Origin of the sequence: Pantoea endophytica (assembly GCF_002858935.1) — a bacterium.
Lineage (GTDB): Bacteria > Pseudomonadota > Gammaproteobacteria > Enterobacterales > Enterobacteriaceae > Pantoea > Pantoea leporis.
On record NZ_PJRT01000009.1, the window covers coordinates 1 to 18,905 of the forward strand.

Below are 18,905 nucleotides of genomic sequence, written 5' to 3' on the forward strand. Positions count from 1 at the left end.
CACTCGTCACCCGAGAGCAAGCTCTCTGTGCTACCGTTCGACTTGCATGTGTTAGGCCTGCCGCCAGCGTTCAATCTGAGCCATGATCAAACTCTTCAATTTAAGTTTGATTTGCTGAAACCAGTTCAGCGGTGCTCATCTGTAAAACGTCATAATGAATTTCATTATGTGTTCACTCGTGAGGCTTTGATATTTTTTTGCGTCCGGAGACGCGGATATCAATCCTGCGAGTGCCCACACAGATTGTCTGATAAATTGTTAAAGAGCGTTGCGAACAGCGGCTGAACCGCCTGTCGCGAGGTGGCGTATACTACGCTACTCTCCTTCGGAGTCAAACACTTTTTTCAGCGTTTTCATCCGGCGGGATGAATTTCTTCACTCCCTGCTGAGCCGTCTGCGTTGCCGCTTTGCCGTCTCAGTGGTGGCGCATTATAGGGAGTTATTCGGAGCTGACAAGTGCAAATTTCAAGTTTTTTGCTGTTCGCTTGAAATTTGCGCAAAAGGCCCGTTTTCAGGCCTTTTTGATACGTGCTGGCAGCTCTGCCAGACTGTTAATCACCCAATCCGCCACTGCTTCCCCTTCTGCCGTTACCGGCTTGCCACTACGCACCAGTACTTTGGTACCCACACCCGCTGCTAGCGCCGCCTGCATATCTTCTATTTTGTCGCCTACCATATAAGAAGAAGCCATATCGATATCCAGATGCTGCTGCGCGGAGAGCAACATGCCCGGCTGCGGCTTACGGCAATCACACTGCTGGCGATACGCTTCTACCGGTGCATCTGGCAAATGCGGACAGAAATAGATGCCATCCAAATCAACATCACGATCGGCCAGCGACCAATCCATCCATTCTGTGAGTTGCATAAACTGGTCTTCGGTAAACATGCCACGCGCAATGCCCGACTGGTTAGTCACCAGTACCAGCGCATAGCCCATCTTCTTTAACGCCTGTAGCGCTTCGATGGTGCCATCAATGAATTCGAAATTATCGATTTCATGAACATAGCCGTGATCAACATTCAATGTGCCATCACGATCAAGAAAAATAGCCGGGACTTTGTTCGCCACGTAGAAACTCCTGCTGAAAATGTGTCGCTAAGTATCGCATGATTGCGTATAGCGAGAGAATGGCAGTTTGAATGACTTCCATTGATTTAGCCGTCTGGATGCCTTAACATCCATCCAAATTTCGCACAGCCCTGCTGAGTGAAGCCCGATACACCACGGATTATGCAACACGATAATAAATAAACTAATGATTAAACTCGAAAATATCACCAAAGTGTTCCAGCAAGGCTCACGCACCATTCAGGCGCTGTCCAACGTCAGCCTGCACGTGCCTGCTGGACAGATCTATGGCGTCATCGGTTCCTCTGGAGCCGGTAAAAGTACCCTGATTCGCTGCGTCAATCTGCTGGAGCGCCCAACCTCCGGACGCGTGTTGGTTGATGGCCAGGAATTAACCACCCTTTCTTCTGGCCAATTGACGCTGGCACGCCGCCAGATTGGCATGATTTTCCAGCACTTTAATCTGATGAACTCCCGCACCGTCTCCGGTAACGTGGCGCTGCCATTAGAGTTAGGCAATCTTTCGCGCGAACAGATAAAGAAGCGCGTTAGCGAATTGCTGGATCTGGTGGGATTATCAGACAAGCATGATAGCTGGCCAGCGAATCTCTCTGGCGGACAAAAGCAGCGTGTTGCGATTGCCCGCGCACTGGCGAGCAATCCTAAGGTGCTGCTGTGTGATGAAGCCACCAGCGCACTGGATCCTGCAACCACGCGTTCGATTCTGGAGCTGCTTAAGGACATTAACCGTCGTCTGGGCATTACCATTCTATTGATCACCCATGAAATGGATGTGGTGAAACGCATCTGCGATCAGGTTGCGGTGATCAGCAATGGTGAGTTAATTGAAAAAGACAGCGTGAGCGAAGTGTTTTCGCATCCGAAAACGCCGCTGGCGCAACAATTTATTCAATCGACGCTGCATCTGGATATCCCCGACGACTACCAGCAACGCATGGCGCCACAGCCAACAGCTGATAGCGTGCCGCTGCTGCGTCTGGAGTTCACCGGCAAATCGGTGGATGCTCCGCTACTGTCAGAATCGGCTCGACGCTTTAACGTTAATAACAACATCATCAGTGCGCAGATGGATTACGCCGGCGGCGTGAAGTTCGGCATCATGCTGGCTGAGATGGATGGCAGTGAAACAGATACACAAGCCGCGATTGCCTGGCTGAAAGAAAATCATGTGAAAGTAGAGGTGTTGGGTTATGTCTGAAGCGATGATGTGGTTACTGACGCGTGGCGTCTGGGAAACGCTGATGATGACCTTCGTCTCTGGTTTCTTTGGTTTTGTCCTCGGTCTTCCGATTGGCGTGCTGCTGTATGTGACGCGTCCCGGCCAGATTCTGGCCAACAACGCGCTTTATCGCGTGCTGTCCGCGCTGGTGAATATCTTCCGTTCGATTCCGTTCATTATCCTGCTGGTATGGATGATTCCGTTCACCCGCGCCATAGTCGGCACCTCGATTGGCCTGCAAGCCGCGATTGTGCCGCTAACCGTCGGCGCCGCGCCGTTTATTGCACGTATGGTGGAAAACGCCCTGCTGGAACTGCCAACCGGATTGATCGAAGCATCTCGCGCCATGGGCGCCACGCCGCTGCAGATCGTGCGTAAAGTCCTGCTGCCGGAAGCGCTGCCAGGTCTGGTGAATGCCGCTACAATTACCCTGATTACGCTGGTTGGCTACTCCGCAATGGGCGGAGCGGTTGGCGCAGGCGGTTTGGGCCAGATTGGCTATCAATACGGTTACATTGGCTATAACGCCACCGTAATGAACACCGTGCTGGTTTTGCTGGTTGTGCTGGTCTATTTAATCCAATTCTGTGGCGACCGCATTGTACGTGCTGTGTCCCATAAGTAAGCAAGCAACATCAATAGTCCTCTATTAAGGAAAGGATATGTCTTTTACATTTAAAAAGATTGCCGCTGTGGGTGCTCTGATTGGCGCAATTGCGCTGGCAGGATGCGATCAGAAAGCAAAAGATCCAAATCACATTAAAGTGGGTGTGATTGTCGGCGCTGAACAGCAGGTTGCTGAAACTGCAGTTAAAGTGGCGAAAGAGAAATATGGCCTCGATGTTGAGCTGGTGACCTTTAACGATTACGTGCTGCCAAACGAAGCGCTGAGCAAAGGTGATATTGACGTTAACGCCTTCCAGCATAAGCCGTATCTGGATCAGCAGATCAAAGATCGCGGTTACAAGCTGGCCATCGTAGCGAACACCTTCGTTTACCCAATCGCCGGCTACTCGAAGAAAATCAAATCACTGGATGAACTGCAGGACGGTTCACAGGTTGCTATCCCGAACGACCCAACCAACCTGGGACGTTCACTGTTGCTGCTGCAGAAGGTCGGCCTGATCAAACTGAAAGATGGCGTTGGCCTGCTGCCAACCTCACTGGATATCATTGAGAACCCGAAAAAGCTGAAGATTGTTGAGCTGGAAGCGCCGCAGCTGCCACGTTCACTTGACGACCAGCAGATCGCACTGGCGGTGATCAACACCACGTACGCCAGCCAGATTGGTCTGACGCCAGCGAAAGATGGCATCTTCGTGGAAGACAAAGATTCACCTTACGTGAACCTGATTGTTAGCCGTGAAGACAATAAAGACGCTGAGAACGTGAAGAAGTTTGTGCAGGCTTACCAATCAGACGAAGTGTCTGAAGCGGCCAACAAGATCTTCAACGGCGGCGCAGTGAAAGGCTGGTAATGTTCACCTTTCATGCCTTGCAGGGCGGCTTCGGCCGCCCTTTCTTTTGCCATAAATTGCACCTGACTTGTTATTTATTGTCGTCCTTGTTTCAATAACGCCACTTTTTTATTACTTGAGGATGTTGCCATGCGTTTTTTACCGCTCTGCTTGTTAGCATTGATGCTAACCGGGTGTGTGCGTGAATATCACCCGATAAGCAGTGCTCCTTCTCGTCCGCAACAGGCATCCAGCGAACCACAACGTAAACCGACTCCACGTCCCGCGCCGGTGAAGATCTACACCGATGCGACCGATCTGGTCAGCAACCCGTTCCGCGATTTGGGCGAAGTCTCTGCTGAAGATTGCCAGAGCAGCAGCCAGGATTCGCCTCCTAACATCAACACCGCGCGCAAGCGCCTGCAGATTCGCGCAGCCGGCATGAAAGCCAACGCCGTCCTGCTGCATAAGTGCGAAATTGTCACCAGCACGCCGGGATGCTATCGCCAGGCCATTTGCCAGGGCTCCGCACTGAAAGTATCAAATCAATGAGTGAGTTTGCCTTTGCGCAAATCGGCGTAATTCGTTCGCCGTGGAAAGAGAAGTTTGCCGTTCCGCGCCAGCCCGGTCTGGTGCAGGATGGCGGCGGCGAGCTGCATCTGCTACCACCTTACAATCAGCCGGAAGCGGTACGCGGGCTGGAAGCGTTTAGTCATTTGTGGGTGCTGTTTGTGTTCCACCAAACGATGGAAGGTGGCTGGCGTCCGACCGTGCGTCCACCGCGCCTCGGTGGCAATGCGCGTATGGGCGTGTTCGCCACCCGTTCAACCTTTCGCCCCAATCCTATCGGCATGTCGCTGGTTGAGTTAAAAGGCATTCGCTGCGAGAAGCAGCAGGTGATCTTGCAGCTCGGCAGCCTCGATTTAGTCGATGGCACGCCGGTGGTGGATATCAAACCTTATCTGCCGTTCGCCGAAGCGCTGCCTGATGCGCGCGCCGGGTTTGCGCAGGCGGCGCCTGATGCCACCATGCCGGTGCGCTTTTCGCCGCTGGCGCAGAGCCAGCTTCAGCTGCAGCAGAAAACCCATCCGCAGCTAGCGCGTTTCATTAGCGAAGTGCTGGCACAGGATCCGCGCCCGGCTTACCGTAAAGGTGTGACGGAAGATCGTGAATATGCCGCCTGGCTACTCGACTTTAACGTGCGCTGGCGCATTGATGAGGCAGGAACCGAGGTGATCGCCCTCGATCCCCGTTAAAACCCGCTTTTGAGTGATTGATCTCGCTGGTACACTAGCCGCCAGAAAAATTTTGTCAGTTTCCTTCCGTATAACTGGAATCGTAATCAATGCGTACTACTCAATATCTGCTCTCCACTCTGAAGGAGACACCTTCCGATGCAGAAGTGATCAGCCACCAGCTGATGCTGCGCGCCGGCATGATCCGCAAACTGGCTTCCGGTCTCTACACCTGGTTGCCGACCGGGATTCGCGTGCTGCGAAAAGTTGAAAACATCGTGCGTGAAGAGATGAACAACGCCGGTGCGATTGAGATCTCCATGCCGGTGGTTCAGCCTGCCGATCTGTGGGAAGAGAGCGGCCGTTGGGAGCAATACGGCCCGGAACTGCTGCGCATTAAAGATCGTCACGAACGTCCCTTCGTGCTGGGTCCAACCCACGAAGAAGTGGTTACCGATTTGATCCGCAACGAGCTGAGCTCTTATAAACAGCTGCCGCTCAATCTGTATCAGATCCAGACCAAATTCCGCGATGAAGTGCGCCCGCGTTTTGGTGTGATGCGTTCACGCGAGTTCATCATGAAAGATGCTTACTCGTTCCACACCACGCAGGAATCGCTGCAGGAAACCTACGACGCGATGTACCGCGCCTACAGCCAGAGCTTCAGCCGTATGGGCCTGGATTTCCGCGCCGTACAAGCTGACACCGGTTCTATCGGCGGCAGCGCATCACATGAATTCCAGGTGCTGGCGCTGAGCGGTGAAGATGACGTGATCTTCTCCAGCGAATCCGATTACGCGGCCAACATTGAGAAAGCCGAAGCCTTAGCGCCGGCTGGCGAGCGCCCGCAGGCCACAGAAGCCATGACGCAGTTCGATACGCCAAACGCCAAGACTATCGCCGAGCTGGTTGAGCAACATCAGTTGCCGATTGAGAAAACCGTTAAGACGCTGTTCGTCAAAGCCACCGAAGAGAGCGGCCACACGCTGGTTGCCCTGCTGCTGCGCGGCGATCATCAGCTGAACGAAATTAAAGCGGAGAAGCTGGATATCGTCGCTGAACCGCTGGAGATGGCGAGCGAAGAACAGATTCGCGCGCTGCTGGGTGCCGGTCCAGGCTCGCTCGGCCCGGTCGGTTTGACCATGCCAGTGATCGCCGATCGTACTGTGGCAAAAACAGCTGACTTCTGCGCGGGTGCCAACATTGATGGCAAACACCTGAGCGGCATCAACTGGGGCCGCGATCTGCCAGAACCGCGCGTGGAAGATATCCGTAACGTGGTGGAAGGCGATCCAAGCCCAGACGGCAAAGGTACGCTGCTGATTAAACGCGGTATCGAAGTGGGCCACATCTTCCAGCTGGGTACCAAGTACTCCGAAGCGATGAAAGCAGCGGTTCAGGGCGAAGATGGTCGTAACCAGGTGATGACCATGGGCTGTTACGGCATCGGTATTACGCGCGTTGTGGCGGCGGCAATTGAGCAGAACAACGACGAACGTGGCATCATCTGGCCTGCGGCATTGGCACCGTTTGAAGTGGCCATTCTGCCAATGAATATGCACAAATCTTTCCGTGTGCAGCAGTTGGCTGAAGCGCTGTACAACACGCTGCGTGCCAAAGGCATTGACGTGATTCTGGATGACCGCAAAGAGCGTCCAGGCGTGATGTTCGCGGATATGGAGCTGATTGGCGTGCCGCACACCATCGTAATTGGCGATCGTAATCTCGATAACGAAGAGATTGAGTACAAGGCGCGTACCGCCAGCGAGAAGCAGATGATTAAGCAACATGACATCGTCGACTTCCTGGTGAAAGCACTCAACAAGTAACGCTAAAACGCCTCCAGCCGGAGGCGTTTTTTATTGCACCTTTCCGCGCATCGCCTTCACGTTACTGCGCCGCGTTTTACCTTCCAGCCGCCTCACTTTAGAGCCGTGCGTCGGTTTGGTCGCACGCCGCACTTTTTCCACCGTGGTTAACTCCCGAATCAGATTTATCAGCCGCTGCACGGCCGCTTCCCGATTCATTTCCTGGCTGCGATGTTCCTGTGCTTTGATGATCACCACGCCTTCCGCGGTAATCAAATGATGGCTCGCCGCCAGCAGCCGCTCTTTATAAAACGGCGGCAGCGATGAAGCATGAATATCAAATCGCAGGTGAATCGCCGTCGACGTTTTATTCACATGCTGGCCACCGGCACCTTGCGCACGGATGGCACTGAGTTCCACTTCATTATCTGCAAGTGAAAGCGATCGAGACAGCACAATCATCTGTCACCTACCGTTTGGCTCGACGTTGCGTCGCGTAATAACCTGTTCATCAACTCAACCTTTTGTGCGCACGCTGAATGCATAAGACCAGCGCGAAATGTCACTTTTGCCCATTTGCTTGCATCATTCCCGTGACGACCGGGCTGATTTCGATGAAATTCCTGTGATATAGTCGCCTATCATCCAGAGTATCAACTCTGCTGAGGAGGTGTATGTGCAAAAGTATTGTGAGTTAGTTCGCCAGAAGTATGCCGAAATTGGTAGCGGCGACCTTGGGTATGTGCCAGACGCCATAGGTTGTGCGTTGAAGGCTCTCAACGATATTGCCGCTGATTCTGCGCTAAACTCTTCTCTCAGGGAACAAGCAGCGTATGCCGCTGCAAACTTATTGGTGAGCGACTATGTTGACGAATGAAGCCTACAAACCCATCAACTGCGATGATTACGACAACCTTGAACTCGCCTGCCAAAAACACTGGACGCTGTCGTTAGAGTTAAAAAACGGCGATCAGCTCAAGGCCAAAGCCGTGGACATGGTCTCACGTAAAAACGTCGAGTACCTTGCCGTCGATCTTTCAGGCGAGACCCGCGAAGTGCGGCTCGACCACATCGCCAGCTTCACACATCCGGAGCTGGGCACCGTCGTCGTCAGCGAAGACGAGTAAAACCTCTCTCGGGCGGGAATCACATCCCGCCCACCTCGCTTAAGGTTTTAACGAACTGTAATACGCCGATAAATCTGCCATATCCTGATCGCTCAATCCCGCTACAAACGCTTTCATCACTTCCGCCTGGCCGCCGCTCCGCTCGCCTTTTTTATAGGCTTGCAGTGAATGCAGCAGATAAGGCGCATGTTGCCCGGCCAGATTGGGATAGAGCGGCACCGCGCTTTTGCCCTCCGCACCGTGACACGCCATACAGCTTGCCGCTTTTTGCGCCCCCGCATTCACATCGCCGTCGGCCAACGCCGGCAGCGCCGCAGCGAATAACGCCGCGGCCATCCAAAGTTTCATCATTGCTCTCCATTTTATTGTTGTGGTGACCAGATCGCCTGCCAGCCTTGCTCGTTGCTGGCTGCGCCTTCGCGGGTAATAAACAGCCCCGGCGCGCTAATTAACGTCTGGTTAAAATAAATCAACGGAATACGTTCGCGCTGCCAGGGCGCAACGCCCAGCTCTTGCCACAGCTTCTTCATCTCGCGGCCACCTGCGCGCCCCTGTATATGATAATACCCCTGCGCCTGGAAGCGGATCGTGATCGCTTCATCCGCTGCAGGCTGGCGTAGCTCGGCAATCCACGCATTCGCGTGCAGCGAACCTAAACCAGCGGGTAAATTAAGCGGCTGCGTGCGGTCTTGCCAGGTTAGCAAGTGCTGACTAAGTGAAGGCTGCGGCGTTAGCCAATAGAGTTGCTGGCGATAGCGGCGCAGCTCAAAAGCGCCGAAACGCAAACAAGGTTTGGCATCTTCACGGCTGTTGATCACTTCATCGGTGATGCGTTTCAATGCCTCGCGCGAAGGCATCGCGCCGCCCTGTTGAGCAATCCAGCGGCGTAACAGCGCATGACGCCGCGCTTCGCTCATGTTCATTAACGGCGGGAAGTGCAGCGCGCCCTGCGCATCGCTAAGCTGCGCCAGCTGTTCCGCCAGCAACTCGTCGAGCAGTTGCTCCTGCTCGCCACAGAGCGCGGCGCTGCGTGCACTGGCGGCACTGAAGTGCGGCCAGCGCGCCTGCAGCTGCGGCAGAATCTGCTGACGCAGGAAGTTGCGGTCATAGCGGCTATCGGCGTTGCTTTCATCTTCAATCCAGTGCAACTGGTGCTCGGCAGCATAGTTTTCCAGCTGCTGACGGCTAACGTCGAGCAACGGACGCAGATGCCGATGTTCACCCACGCTGCGCTGCAGCGGCATCGCGGCCAAACCCGCCGGTCCGCTGCCGCGTTTTAACGCCAGCAGCAGCGTTTCCGCCTGATCGTCAAGGTGCTGAGCGGTAAGTAAGTGTTCACCGGGTTGCAGATGCTGAAACAGCGCCTGATAGCGTGCTTCGCGGGCAGCCGCTTCAATGCCGTTGGCGCGGCCATCAACCTGCACATGCAGCACTTCACAGGGAATCTGCCACTGCTGGCAAACTTGCTGGCAATGCAGCGCCCAGCTATCGGCATTCGGGCTAAGACCATGATGGACGTGTAACGCGCGCACGCGTAGCGCTGGCTGCTGACGTTGCCAGCAGACCAATTGATGCAGTAGCACGGTGGAATCAAGTCCGCCGCTGAACGCCAGCATATAGCCAGCGTCGGGTGTCAGCAGCGAAGCAAGATGAGATAAAGACATGAGCGCGTTCCGTCCGGGCGAGCCACCGAATTGCGGCTCGCGGCGGACGCTAGTTTACGCCTGATACAGCTCCAGCGGCAAACCATCCGGATCGGGAAAGAAGGTGCAGGCTTTACCGGTTAACGCATCAATACGAATCGGCTCGCACGTCACGCCCTTCTCCGCCAGCGCCGCTATGGACTGCTCAACATCCTCAACGCAAAACGCCAGATGACGCAGGCCGCAGGCTTCCGGTCCACTAACGCGTGGCGGCGGCGAGGGGAAAGAGAACAGTTCGATGGTATAAACCCCATTCAGGCCAAGATCGCCTTTCCACGAGTCACGCTCGGCGCGGTAATATTCACCCAACAATTCAAAGCCCAGCACATCACAATAAAACGCCTTACTGCGCTGATAATCGGTGGCAATAATGGCGATGTGATGGATCTGTTTAATCTGCAGCATAGCGACTCCGGTTTTCACATAAGCCGCTTACCCTACGTGGCAAATGCGGCGATGAAAAGAGGTGATTGTCCTAAGTTAGCCTTCGTCATCTTCACGCAATACGCGCACCAGATAACGCCCATCGTCCGTCAACGTCGCACCGTGAATGTCGGTCTCGAAGCCGGGATAGTGCCGGCCGATGGTGCAGAGCATCAGCAGAAAATCGAGCACTGAACGGCTCTCTTCGGTGATCATCTCGCCCGGCATCACCACCGGCACGCCAGGCGGATACGGCAGAATCATGTTGGCGGAAATGCGCCCCACCAGCTCGCGAATATCCACCGTTTCCACCTGACCTTTTACCTGGCGCTGAAATGCCTGATGCGGCGTCATCTTCATCTCCGGCAGTACGTCGAACGCTTTCAACATCAGGCGCGGCAGATCATGTTGCAGGATCAATTGATGAATGCCCTGCGCCAGCGTTTGAATGCGCATGTTGCGGTAGAAGTCGGGATCTTCAGCGTAGAGATCCGGCAGCATGTTTTTCACGCGCAGGTTGAGATCGTATGCACGCTTAAACTCCGTCAGCCCACGCAGCACGCTCATCGCTTTGGTTTTATCGATGCCGATGCTGAACAGGAACAGCAGATTGTATGGCCCGGTTTTCTCCACCACGATGCCGCGCTGATCGAGGAACTTCGCCACCAGCGCGGCTGGAATGCCCTCTTCCGCCATGTTACCGAGCTCGCTCATGCCCGGCGTCAGAATGGTGACTTTGATCGGATCGAGATACATATGATCGCGATCGGCATGGGTGAAACCGTGCCAATCCTCCTCGCCCGGCTGGATCGGCCAGCATTCGGCTTGATCGACCTGCTCCGGCTGCCAGATATCAAAGAACCAGCCGTCAGACTCTTCCCGCAAGCGTTGAATCTCACGACGGAAATGCAGCGCACGCTCAACCGAGCGGTTGATCAGTCGCTTACCCGGATTGCCGCGCAGCATCGCCGCCGCGGTTTCAATCGACGAGACAATCGCGTAGCTCGGCGAGGTGGTGGTGTGCATCATGTAGGCTTCGTTAAAGGTGTGCTCGTCGTAATCGCCTTTGATGTGAATCAGCGAAGCCTGCGAGAACGCCGCTAACAGTTTGTGCGTCGATTGCGTTTCATAAATCACTTTACCGGGAGTACGATCGCCGCTCATGCCGCTTTTACCGGCATAGATCGGATGGAAATTGGTGTACGGCACCCACGCAGAATCAAAGTGGATCGATGGCACATCCAGCGTCTGTTTGATGAACTGCGTGTTGTACAGCAGGCCATCGTAGGTTGAGTTGGTGATCACCGCATGCACTGGCCAGCTAGCGCGCGGCGTGGCGTTGACCTTTTGCTGGATGCTGTCACGCGTAAACTCGCGCTGCGGAATGCCGCCCAGAATGCCCAGCGCGTTGCGCGTCGGTTTGAGCCAGATTGGGATGATGTCGCTCATCATCAGCAAATGGGTCAGCGATTTATGGCAGTTGCGGTCAATCAGCACCGTGCTACCCACAGGCGCCGCATACATGCCGACGATTTTGTTCGAGGTCGAGGTGCCGTTGGTCACCATGTAGCTTTGCTCAGCGCCAAAGGTGCGCGCAACGTACTCCTCCGCTTCCAGATGCGGGCCGGTGTGATCGAGCAATGAACCCAATTCCGTGACCGAGATCGAGACATCCGCTTTTAAGGTGTTCGAGCCAAAGAAGTCATAAAACAGGCTGCCCACCGGGCTTTTCTGGAAGGCGCTGCCGCCCATGTGACCCGGCGTGCAGAAGGTGTATTTGCCCTCTTTGACGTAGGTGAACAACGCTTTAGTTAGCGGCGGCGTGATGTTATCGATGTACTCATCGGTGTACTGACGAATATGCAGCGCGATGTCATCGGCAGCGCTCAGGGCATACTCGAAGAAGTGCAGCGCCATGCGCATCTCGTTGATGCTGACATCCATCTGCGAATGGGTGTTGATGAAGGCATAGAGCGGCAGATATTCATTAAGCTGATTGATGTCGCTACACAGCGCCAGACTGTAATCGTCCCAGTCAAAAATCACACCGCAGATACGCGGATTGTGTTCAATCAACTTCAGCAGGTCGCTGGCATTATTGGGGTAAACGGTTTGGAAGCCTTGCAGCTTGAGGGCAGCATCCAGTTCGCGAATAGGCTCATCTTTGTAGAAAGCGCCGTGCGGTCCCATGATCGCAATAATATTCAATGCTCACCTCCTGTGGTGTTGTGGCACTGAATAAGGATAGCGAAAAGCGCGCGGGGATAAACCTGGAATGCTCTGCTGTTGAGTGATTGCAACCGAATGCTAATGCACCAGAAAAGCCACGATCAAGCCAAAGGGGACAGGAAAGAGCAGCCCGAAGAGCAAAGCGTCCGAGCCATGGATGGCGAGGCCGATCTGCATGGATGCAGTTATTCTTTGCGATCGGGCTGGTCTTTTCTGGACCTTGCACCGGAGTCACAGCGAAATCGTCGAACCAGGTAGCCATGGATGGTTACCCTACGGATGGCTGATCAGAATGGTGTTCGTTCGACATAAAAAAAGCGGACCGGGGTCCGCTTCTTGCTTAGCTCTGATGTATCAAGCGTAGCCGTAGTTCATCAGGCGCTGATAGCGACGGTTGAGCAACTCTTCGGTGCTCAGCACATCGAGATCGGCCAGATCGGCCAGCAGTTGCTGCTTAAGCGAAGCCGCCATATCTACCGGTTGACGATGCGCACCGCCCAGCGGCTCAGGAATGATGGAATCGATCAGCTTCAGCTCTTTCAGACGCTCAGCTGTGATACCCATCGCTTCCGCAGCCAGCGGAGCTTTATCGGCGCTTTTCCACAGGATCGACGCACAACCTTCCGGTGAAATCACCGAATAGGTGCTGTACTGCAGCATGTTGACTTTGTCGCCCACGCCGATTGCCAGCGCACCACCGGAACCGCCTTCGCCGATTACGGTACAAATTACCGGAATTTTCAGGCCAGACATTTCACGCAGGTTGCGTGCGATCGCTTCTGACTGACCGCGCTCTTCTGCACCCACGCCCGGATAAGCTCCCGGCGTATCGATGAAGGTGATCAGCGGCATCTTAAAGCGTTCAGCCATTTCCATCAGACGCAGCGCTTTGCGATAGCCTTCTGGTGCCGGCATACCGAAGTTACGACGAATTTTCTCTTTGGTTTCGCGACCTTTCTGATGACCAATGATCATCACTGGACGACCGTCAAGACGGGCAATACCGCCGACAATCGCTTTATCATCGGCATAAGCACGATCGCCAGCCAGTTCGTCGAAATCATCAAACGCGTTGCGGATATAGTCCAGTGTGTAAGGACGCAGCGGATGACGCGCGAGTTGCGCCACTTGCCATGCGCCTAAATCGGAGAAGATTTTACGGGTCAGCTCAACGCTTTTTTCGCGTAAACGCTGCACTTCCTCATCCAAATTAATATCGTGTTTCTCATCCGAACGGCCAATCGATTTTAACGAGTCGATTTTCGCTTCAAGCTCTGCGATTGGCTGTTCAAAATCCAGGTAATTAAGACTCATAATGTTCCTGTTTTAGTCAAACTCCAGTTCCACCTGCTCCGATCCTACTAACGACCGCAAATCGTTGAGTAAACGATCGCTGGGCGAAATACGCCACGCTGCACCAAAGCGTAGCTTCGCTCGCGCATCGGCTCTCTGATAGTAGAGATGCACCGGAATGGTCCCGGAACGATGAGGCTCCAGAGACTGGCGGAGACGGTTTAAAAGCTGGTCATCAATTTGCCTGTCCGTCAGCGAGATAGCAAGTCCGCGCGCGTATTTTTCCCGCGCTTCGTCGATGTCCATCACTTCTCGAGCGGTCATTTTAAGGCCACCGCTAAAGTCATCAAAGCTGACCTGTCCACTGACGATCAGGATACGGTCCTTCTCCAGCAACTGCTGGTATTTATCTAACGCATCGGTAAATAACATCACTTCAAGACGACCAGAACGATCGTCAATGGTACAAATACCAATTCGGTTACCGCGTTTAGTGACCATCACGCGGGCGGCAATCACCAGCCCCGCCGCGACGGTTACTTTACCACGATCTGTCGGATGCATGTCTTTCAGCCGCATGCCGCCGACGTAACGCTCAATTTCTTTCAAATACTGGTTAATCGGATGTCCGGTAAGATAGAGACCCAAAGTCTCTCGTTCGCCATCCAGTTGAATTTGTTCCGGCCACGGCGTGATGCTGGCGTAGGATTTCTCTACCTGCTCTGGCTCTTCGGCCAGCACGCCAAACATATCGGCCTGGCCGATGGCTTCGGCTTTAGCATGCTGATCGGCCGCTTTTAATGCATCGCCGAGTGCACTCATCAAAGCCGCGCGATGCGGGCCGAGACGATCGAATGCGCCCGACATGATCAGTTTTTCCATTACGCGACGGTTGATCTTTTTGGTGTCGGTGCGCGCACAGAGATCAAACAGCTCTTTGAAGTAGCCGCCTTCATTACGCGCATCAATGATCGCTTCGATCGGGCCCTCACCCACGCCTTTGATCGCGCCGATGCCGTAAACGATCTCGCCTTCGTCATTGACGTGGAACGGATACAAACCGGAGTTGATGTCTGGCGGCAGCACTTTAAGGCCCATGCGCCAGCATTCGTCGACCAGGCCAACCACTTTCTCGGTGTTATCCATATCAGCGGTCATTACGGCCGCCATGAACTCTGCCGGATAGTGCGCTTTCAGCCACAGGGTTTGATAGGAAACCAGCGCGTAAGCGGCGGAGTGCGACTTGTTAAAGCCATAACCGGCAAATTTTTCTACCAGATCGAAGATTTTCATCGACAGCTCACCGTCGACGCCCATCTTCTCCGCACCGTCCCGGAACACCGAACGCTGCTTCGCCATCTCTTCCGGTTTCTTTTTACCCATCGCACGACGCAGCATGTCCGCGCCGCCCAGCGTGTAGCCAGACAGCACCTGCGCAATCTGCATCACCTGTTCCTGATACAGAATGATGCCGTAGGTCGGCTCCAGCACCGGCTTCAGGGTTTCGTGCTGCCACTGAATATCCGGATAAGAGATCTCTTCGCGACCGTGCTTACGGTCAATGAAGTTATCTACCATGCCCGATTGCAGCGGTCCCGGACGGAATAGCGCAACCAGTGCGATCATATCTTCGAAGCAGTCAGGCTTCAGACGTTTGATCAGATCTTTCATGCCGCGCGATTCAAGCTGGAACACCGCCGTGGTTTCCGAGCGCTGCAGCATATCAAAGCTTTTCTTGTCATCCAGCGGAATGGCGGCGATATCAATCGGTGGCAAACCCTGCTTTTCACGGCGCGGGTTAATCATCTTCAGCGCCCAGTCGATGATGGTAAGCGTACGCAGGCCAAGGAAGTCAAACTTCACCAGCCCGGCATATTCCACGTCATTCTTATCAAACTGGGTAACCGGGAATTGCCCGTTTTCATCGCAGTACAGCGGCGCAAAATCGGTGATTTTGGTCGGCGAGATCACCACACCACCGGCATGTTTACCGGCGTTACGCGTGACACCTTCCAGTTTGCGCGCCATGTCGATCAGCGCTTTCACCTCTTCATCAGCCTCGTAGATCTCCGGCAGCTGCGGTTCAGCCAGGAAGGCTTTCTCCAGCGTCATGCCCGGATCCGGCGGGATCAGTTTCGAGATACGATCAACAAAACCGTACGGATGACCGAGTACGCGTCCCACATCGCGGATGACCGCTTTCGCCGCCATGGTACCGAAGGTGATGATCTGCGATACCGCATCGCGTCCATACATATCGGCCACGTGATCGATCACCTGATCGCGCTTCTCCATGCAGAAGTCAACGTCAAAGTCAGGCATCGACACACGTTCCGGGTTCAGGAAACGTTCGAACAGCAGGTCAAACTCCAGCGGATCGATATCGGTGATTTTCAGCGCATACGCCACCAATGAACCGGCACCCGAACCGCGGCCTGGGCCGACGGGAATGCCGTTGTCCTTCGACCACTGAATAAACTCCATCACGATCAGGAAGTAGCCCGGGAAGCCCATCTGGTTGATAACAGTGAGTTCAATCTCCAGACGTTCATCATATTCCACGCGTTTTTCTGCGCGCACCGCCGGATCCGGGAAGAGGAATTCCATACGCTCTTCCAGGCCTTCACGTGACTTCGCCACGAGGAAGTCTTCAGTGCTCATGTCACCGGTGGGGAACTGCGGCAGGAAATATTCGCCGAGGCGCACCGTCACGTTACAGCGCTTAGCAATCTCTACGCTATTTTCCAGCGCTTCCGGAATGTCCGAGAACAGCTCGCACATCTCCTCTTCACTGCGCATATATTGCTGAGGACTGTAGTTGCGTGGACGCTTGGGATCGTCCAGCGTATAGCCGTCATGAATTGCGACGCGGATTTCATGCGCATCAAAATCTTCTTCATTCAGGAAGCACACTTCGTTGGTGGCAACGACGGGAATGCCTTCGGCCACCGCCAGCTCGACGGCGGCATGCAGATACGCTTCTTCATCGGCGCGACCGGTGCGCATCAATTCCAGGTAATAACGATTCGGGAAGTGTTCCTGATAAAAGCTCAAACACTGCGCTACCATCGCGCTATTACCGCGCAGCAGACTGCGGCCCACGTCGCCGCGACGTCCGCCAGACAGCAGAATCAGGCCTTCGCCCAGCTCCAGCAGCCAGTCGCGATCAATGATTGGGCCCGCAATGCCGTAACCGCGCTGATATGCACGTGAAATCAGCAAGGTCAGGTTTTGATAACCGGTGTTATTGGCCGCCAGCAGCGTTAACTGTGTCAGCTCATCGCCCATCAATTCGCTGGCAACCTGGAAGTCAGCACCAATAATCGGCTTGATCCCCGCGCCGTGCGCGCTGCCGTAAAAACGCACCAGCCCGCACAGGTTGATGTAATCGGTAATAGCAATCGCCGGCATGCCCAGCGCAGCCGCCTTCTTGACTAAGGGTCCGGTTTTCGCCAGACCATCAACCATGGAGTAATCACTGTGGACGCGCAGATGTATAAAACGAGGTTCAGCCATATCAGTTTCCGGTTAAAACAGCGTCAGGCTATTAAAGCGTAGTTGGCTGGCGGGCTGCCAGCACATCGGCATCAATCAAGGCGTTACGCACCGGCGCAAAGCTGCGACGATGATGAGGTGTGGCGCCGTGCTGCGTCAGCTTTTCCATGTGCAGCGCGGTTGGGTAGCCTTTGTGTTGCGCAAAGCCATATTGCGGGAACAGCAGATCCAGTTCGGCCATTTCACGATCGCGCGTGACTTTGGCGATGATCGAGGCAGCACTGATCGCTTGCACCAGGCTATCACCCTTCACCACCGCCTGCGAGGGCATCGGCAGCGCCGGGCAACGGTTACCATCAATCAGTACGAAGTCCGGTACAATTTGCAAACCCGCGACCGCGCGCTGCATCGCCAGCATGGTAGCGTGCAGAATATTGAGCTGATCGATCTCCTCTGGCTCGGCACGACCAAGGCTCCAGGCCAGCGCCTTCTCTGTGATCTCGTCATACAGCGCCAGACGACGCTTCTCGGAGAGCTTTTTCGAGTCGGCCAGTCCTGCTATCGGGTTGGCGGGATCGAGGATCACCGCCGCCGTGACCACGGCGCCAACCAGCGGGCCGCGCCCTACTTCATCAACGCCAGCAATCCGCTGCGCGTTGGGATAGATAAATTCAGCCATTGATAATCTCCAGTACCGCATCCGCCGCCTGCTCATCGGCATTCCAGCGAATCTGTTGATGCAGTTCGGTGAAGGTTTTCAGTAGCGCTTCGCGCTCCGGGCCAGCGTGCAGTAACGGCTCCAGCGCCGCGGCGAGCGCGTCGGGCTGGCATTCGTCCTGCAGCAACTCTTTCACCAGCTCGCGACCGGCCAGCAGATTTGGCAGGGAAACGTACGGCGTTTTTACCAGACGTTTTGCCAGCCAGAAGGTCGACGGCTTCATGCGATAACCAACCACCATCGGGCATTTCGCCAGCATGCACTCCAGCGCAGCGGTGCCAGACGCAAGAATAGCGGCATCGCTGGCCAGCATCGCCTGGCGGCCTTTGCCATCCAGCAAATGCATCGGCAGTTCTGGCGCAACTTGCGCTTTGATCTGCTCAAACTGCGCGCGGCGTTTGGCGTTCACCAGCGGCACCACGATTTCCAGCGTGGGATAGCGCTGACGCAGCAGCTGCGCGGCGCGCAGGAAATCGGCGCTGAGCATTTCCACTTCGGCACCGCGACTGCCCGGCAACAAGCCAAGGCAAATCGCCTCGTCAGCAATGCCTAACTCGCGGCGCGCCGCCAGCTTATCGGGCTGCAGCGGCATCGCATCAGCCATGGTGTGGCCGATAAAGCGGCACGGCACGTTAAAGCGATCGTAAAACGCTTTTTCAAACGGCAGGAATGCCAGCACCAGATTGGTGTTGCGGCCGATTTTGAAAACGCGCTTTTGACGCCATGCCCAAACCGAAGGGCTGACGTAATGAATGGTGCGAATGCCCGCGCGCTTGAGGCGACCTTCCAGCGTGATGTTGAAATCCGGCGCATCAATGCCCACGAACACATCCGGCTTGAGTTCGGTGAAGCGCTGTGTCAGGTCACGACGAATTTTCAGCAGACGCCGCAGGCGTCCCAGCACTTCGACGATGCCCATCACCGCCAGCTCTTCCATCTCATACCAGGCTTCGCAGCCTTCGGCCTGCATCAGCGGACCGGCCACGCCAACAAAGCGCGCATCAGGATGGCGCGCTTTTAACGCACGGATGAGACCTGCACCAAGAATATCGCCGGAGGTTTCTCCGGCGACCAGGGCAATCGTGAGGGGACGCGCTGACATGGA

General features: G+C 55.0%; 18 protein-coding genes and 1 rRNA gene. 8 read left to right on the forward strand and 11 right to left on the reverse strand.

Annotated elements, in window-relative coordinates:
* Positions 1–102: ribosomal RNA gene (locus tag PZBJ_RS07960) — 16S ribosomal RNA — on the reverse strand; the annotation flags it as partial.
* 409 nt (positions 103–511) lie between these two features.
* Positions 512–1,072, reverse strand: a complete 561-nt coding sequence (gmhB, locus tag PZBJ_RS07965) for a D-glycero-beta-D-manno-heptose 1,7-bisphosphate 7-phosphatase (protein ID WP_101762026.1) — start codon at positions 1,070–1,072, stop codon at positions 512–514.
* Positions 1,073–1,259: 187 nt separating this feature from the next.
* On the opposite strand from gmhB, the gene metN reads away from it, so the two are divergent.
* The 6 genes from metN (at position 1,260) to proS (ending at position 6,833) form a co-directional block, all read left to right on the forward strand.
* Positions 1,260–2,291 (forward strand): methionine ABC transporter ATP-binding protein MetN, encoded by a 1,032-nt coding sequence (gene metN / locus PZBJ_RS07970; RefSeq protein ID WP_101762027.1) that lies wholly within the window; start codon positions 1,260–1,262, stop codon positions 2,289–2,291.
* A complete protein-coding gene (locus PZBJ_RS07975) occupies positions 2,284–2,937 on the forward strand; it encodes a methionine ABC transporter permease MetI (protein ID WP_101762028.1) in 654 nt (217 codons plus the stop codon). The genes metN and PZBJ_RS07975 overlap by 8 nt, the downstream gene beginning before the upstream one ends.
* A gap of 37 nt (positions 2,938–2,974) precedes the next feature.
* Entirely contained in the window at positions 2,975–3,790 is an 816-nt protein-coding gene (locus tag PZBJ_RS07980; RefSeq protein ID WP_101762029.1) for a MetQ/NlpA family lipoprotein, read from the forward strand.
* Between the two features lie 129 nt (positions 3,791–3,919).
* A complete protein-coding gene (rcsF, locus tag PZBJ_RS07985; protein ID WP_101762030.1) occupies positions 3,920–4,321 on the forward strand; it encodes an envelope stress sensor lipoprotein RcsF in 402 nt (133 codons plus the stop codon).
* Positions 4,318–5,025, forward strand: a complete 708-nt coding sequence (gene tsaA / locus PZBJ_RS07990) for a tRNA (N6-threonylcarbamoyladenosine(37)-N6)-methyltransferase TrmO (protein WP_101762031.1) — start codon at positions 4,318–4,320, stop codon at positions 5,023–5,025. The genes rcsF and tsaA overlap by 4 nt, the downstream gene beginning before the upstream one ends.
* An 89-nt stretch (positions 5,026–5,114) precedes the next feature.
* A complete protein-coding gene (gene proS / locus PZBJ_RS07995) occupies positions 5,115–6,833 on the forward strand; it encodes a proline--tRNA ligase (protein ID WP_101762032.1) in 1,719 nt (572 codons plus the stop codon).
* A gap of 30 nt (positions 6,834–6,863) precedes the next feature.
* On the opposite strand, the gene arfB is transcribed toward proS, so the two are convergent.
* On the reverse strand, positions 6,864–7,274 hold the full coding sequence (gene arfB, locus PZBJ_RS08000) for an alternative ribosome rescue aminoacyl-tRNA hydrolase ArfB (RefSeq protein ID WP_101762033.1): 411 nt from the start codon (positions 7,272–7,274) through the stop codon (positions 6,864–6,866).
* 214 nt (positions 7,275–7,488) lie between these two features.
* On the opposite strand from arfB, the gene PZBJ_RS08005 reads away from it, so the two are divergent.
* Together PZBJ_RS08005 and rof are read left to right on the forward strand one after the other, a co-directional pair.
* Positions 7,489–7,689: a YaeP family protein gene (locus tag PZBJ_RS08005; protein WP_036622231.1), complete on the forward strand. Its 201-nt coding sequence runs from the start codon at positions 7,489–7,491 to the stop codon at positions 7,687–7,689.
* The gene (rof, locus tag PZBJ_RS08010; RefSeq protein WP_101762034.1) at positions 7,676–7,939 is read left to right on the forward strand and encodes a Rho-binding antiterminator; all 264 of its coding nucleotides are present in this window, start codon (positions 7,676–7,678) and stop codon (positions 7,937–7,939) included. The genes PZBJ_RS08005 and rof overlap by 14 nt, the downstream gene beginning before the upstream one ends.
* 39 nt (positions 7,940–7,978) lie before the next feature.
* Here rof and PZBJ_RS08015 read toward each other — a convergent pair whose 3' ends face one another.
* The 8 genes from PZBJ_RS08015 to lpxB form a co-directional block, all read right to left on the reverse strand.
* Positions 7,979–8,287, reverse strand: a complete 309-nt coding sequence (locus PZBJ_RS08015) for a c-type cytochrome (protein ID WP_101762035.1) — start codon at positions 8,285–8,287, stop codon at positions 7,979–7,981.
* Positions 8,288–8,301: 14 nt separating this feature from the next.
* Positions 8,302–9,603: a tRNA lysidine(34) synthetase TilS gene (tilS, locus tag PZBJ_RS08020; protein WP_101762036.1), complete on the reverse strand. Its 1,302-nt coding sequence runs from the start codon at positions 9,601–9,603 to the stop codon at positions 8,302–8,304.
* 54 nt (positions 9,604–9,657) lie between these two features.
* Complete coding sequence (locus PZBJ_RS08025) at positions 9,658–10,047, reverse strand: VOC family protein (RefSeq protein WP_008108470.1); 390 nt, start codon at positions 10,045–10,047, stop codon at positions 9,658–9,660.
* Between the two features lie 75 nt (positions 10,048–10,122).
* Complete coding sequence (locus tag PZBJ_RS08030) at positions 10,123–12,273, reverse strand: lysine decarboxylase LdcC (protein WP_101762037.1); 2,151 nt, start codon at positions 12,271–12,273, stop codon at positions 10,123–10,125.
* Positions 12,274–12,648: 375 nt separating this feature from the next.
* Entirely contained in the window at positions 12,649–13,608 is a 960-nt protein-coding gene (gene accA, locus PZBJ_RS08035; protein ID WP_101762038.1) for an acetyl-CoA carboxylase carboxyl transferase subunit alpha, read from the reverse strand.
* Positions 13,609–13,620: 12 nt separating this feature from the next.
* Positions 13,621–17,103, reverse strand: a complete 3,483-nt coding sequence (gene dnaE / locus PZBJ_RS08040) for a DNA polymerase III subunit alpha (protein ID WP_101762039.1) — start codon at positions 17,101–17,103, stop codon at positions 13,621–13,623.
* 31 nt (positions 17,104–17,134) lie between these two features.
* On the reverse strand, positions 17,135–17,761 hold the full coding sequence (gene rnhB, locus PZBJ_RS08045) for a ribonuclease HII (protein WP_101762040.1): 627 nt from the start codon (positions 17,759–17,761) through the stop codon (positions 17,135–17,137).
* Complete coding sequence (gene lpxB / locus PZBJ_RS08050; RefSeq protein ID WP_101762041.1) at positions 17,754–18,902, reverse strand: lipid-A-disaccharide synthase; 1,149 nt, start codon at positions 18,900–18,902, stop codon at positions 17,754–17,756. Before lpxB ends, rnhB begins: the two co-directional genes overlap by 8 nt.
* Positions 18,903–18,905 lie beyond the last annotated feature (3 nt).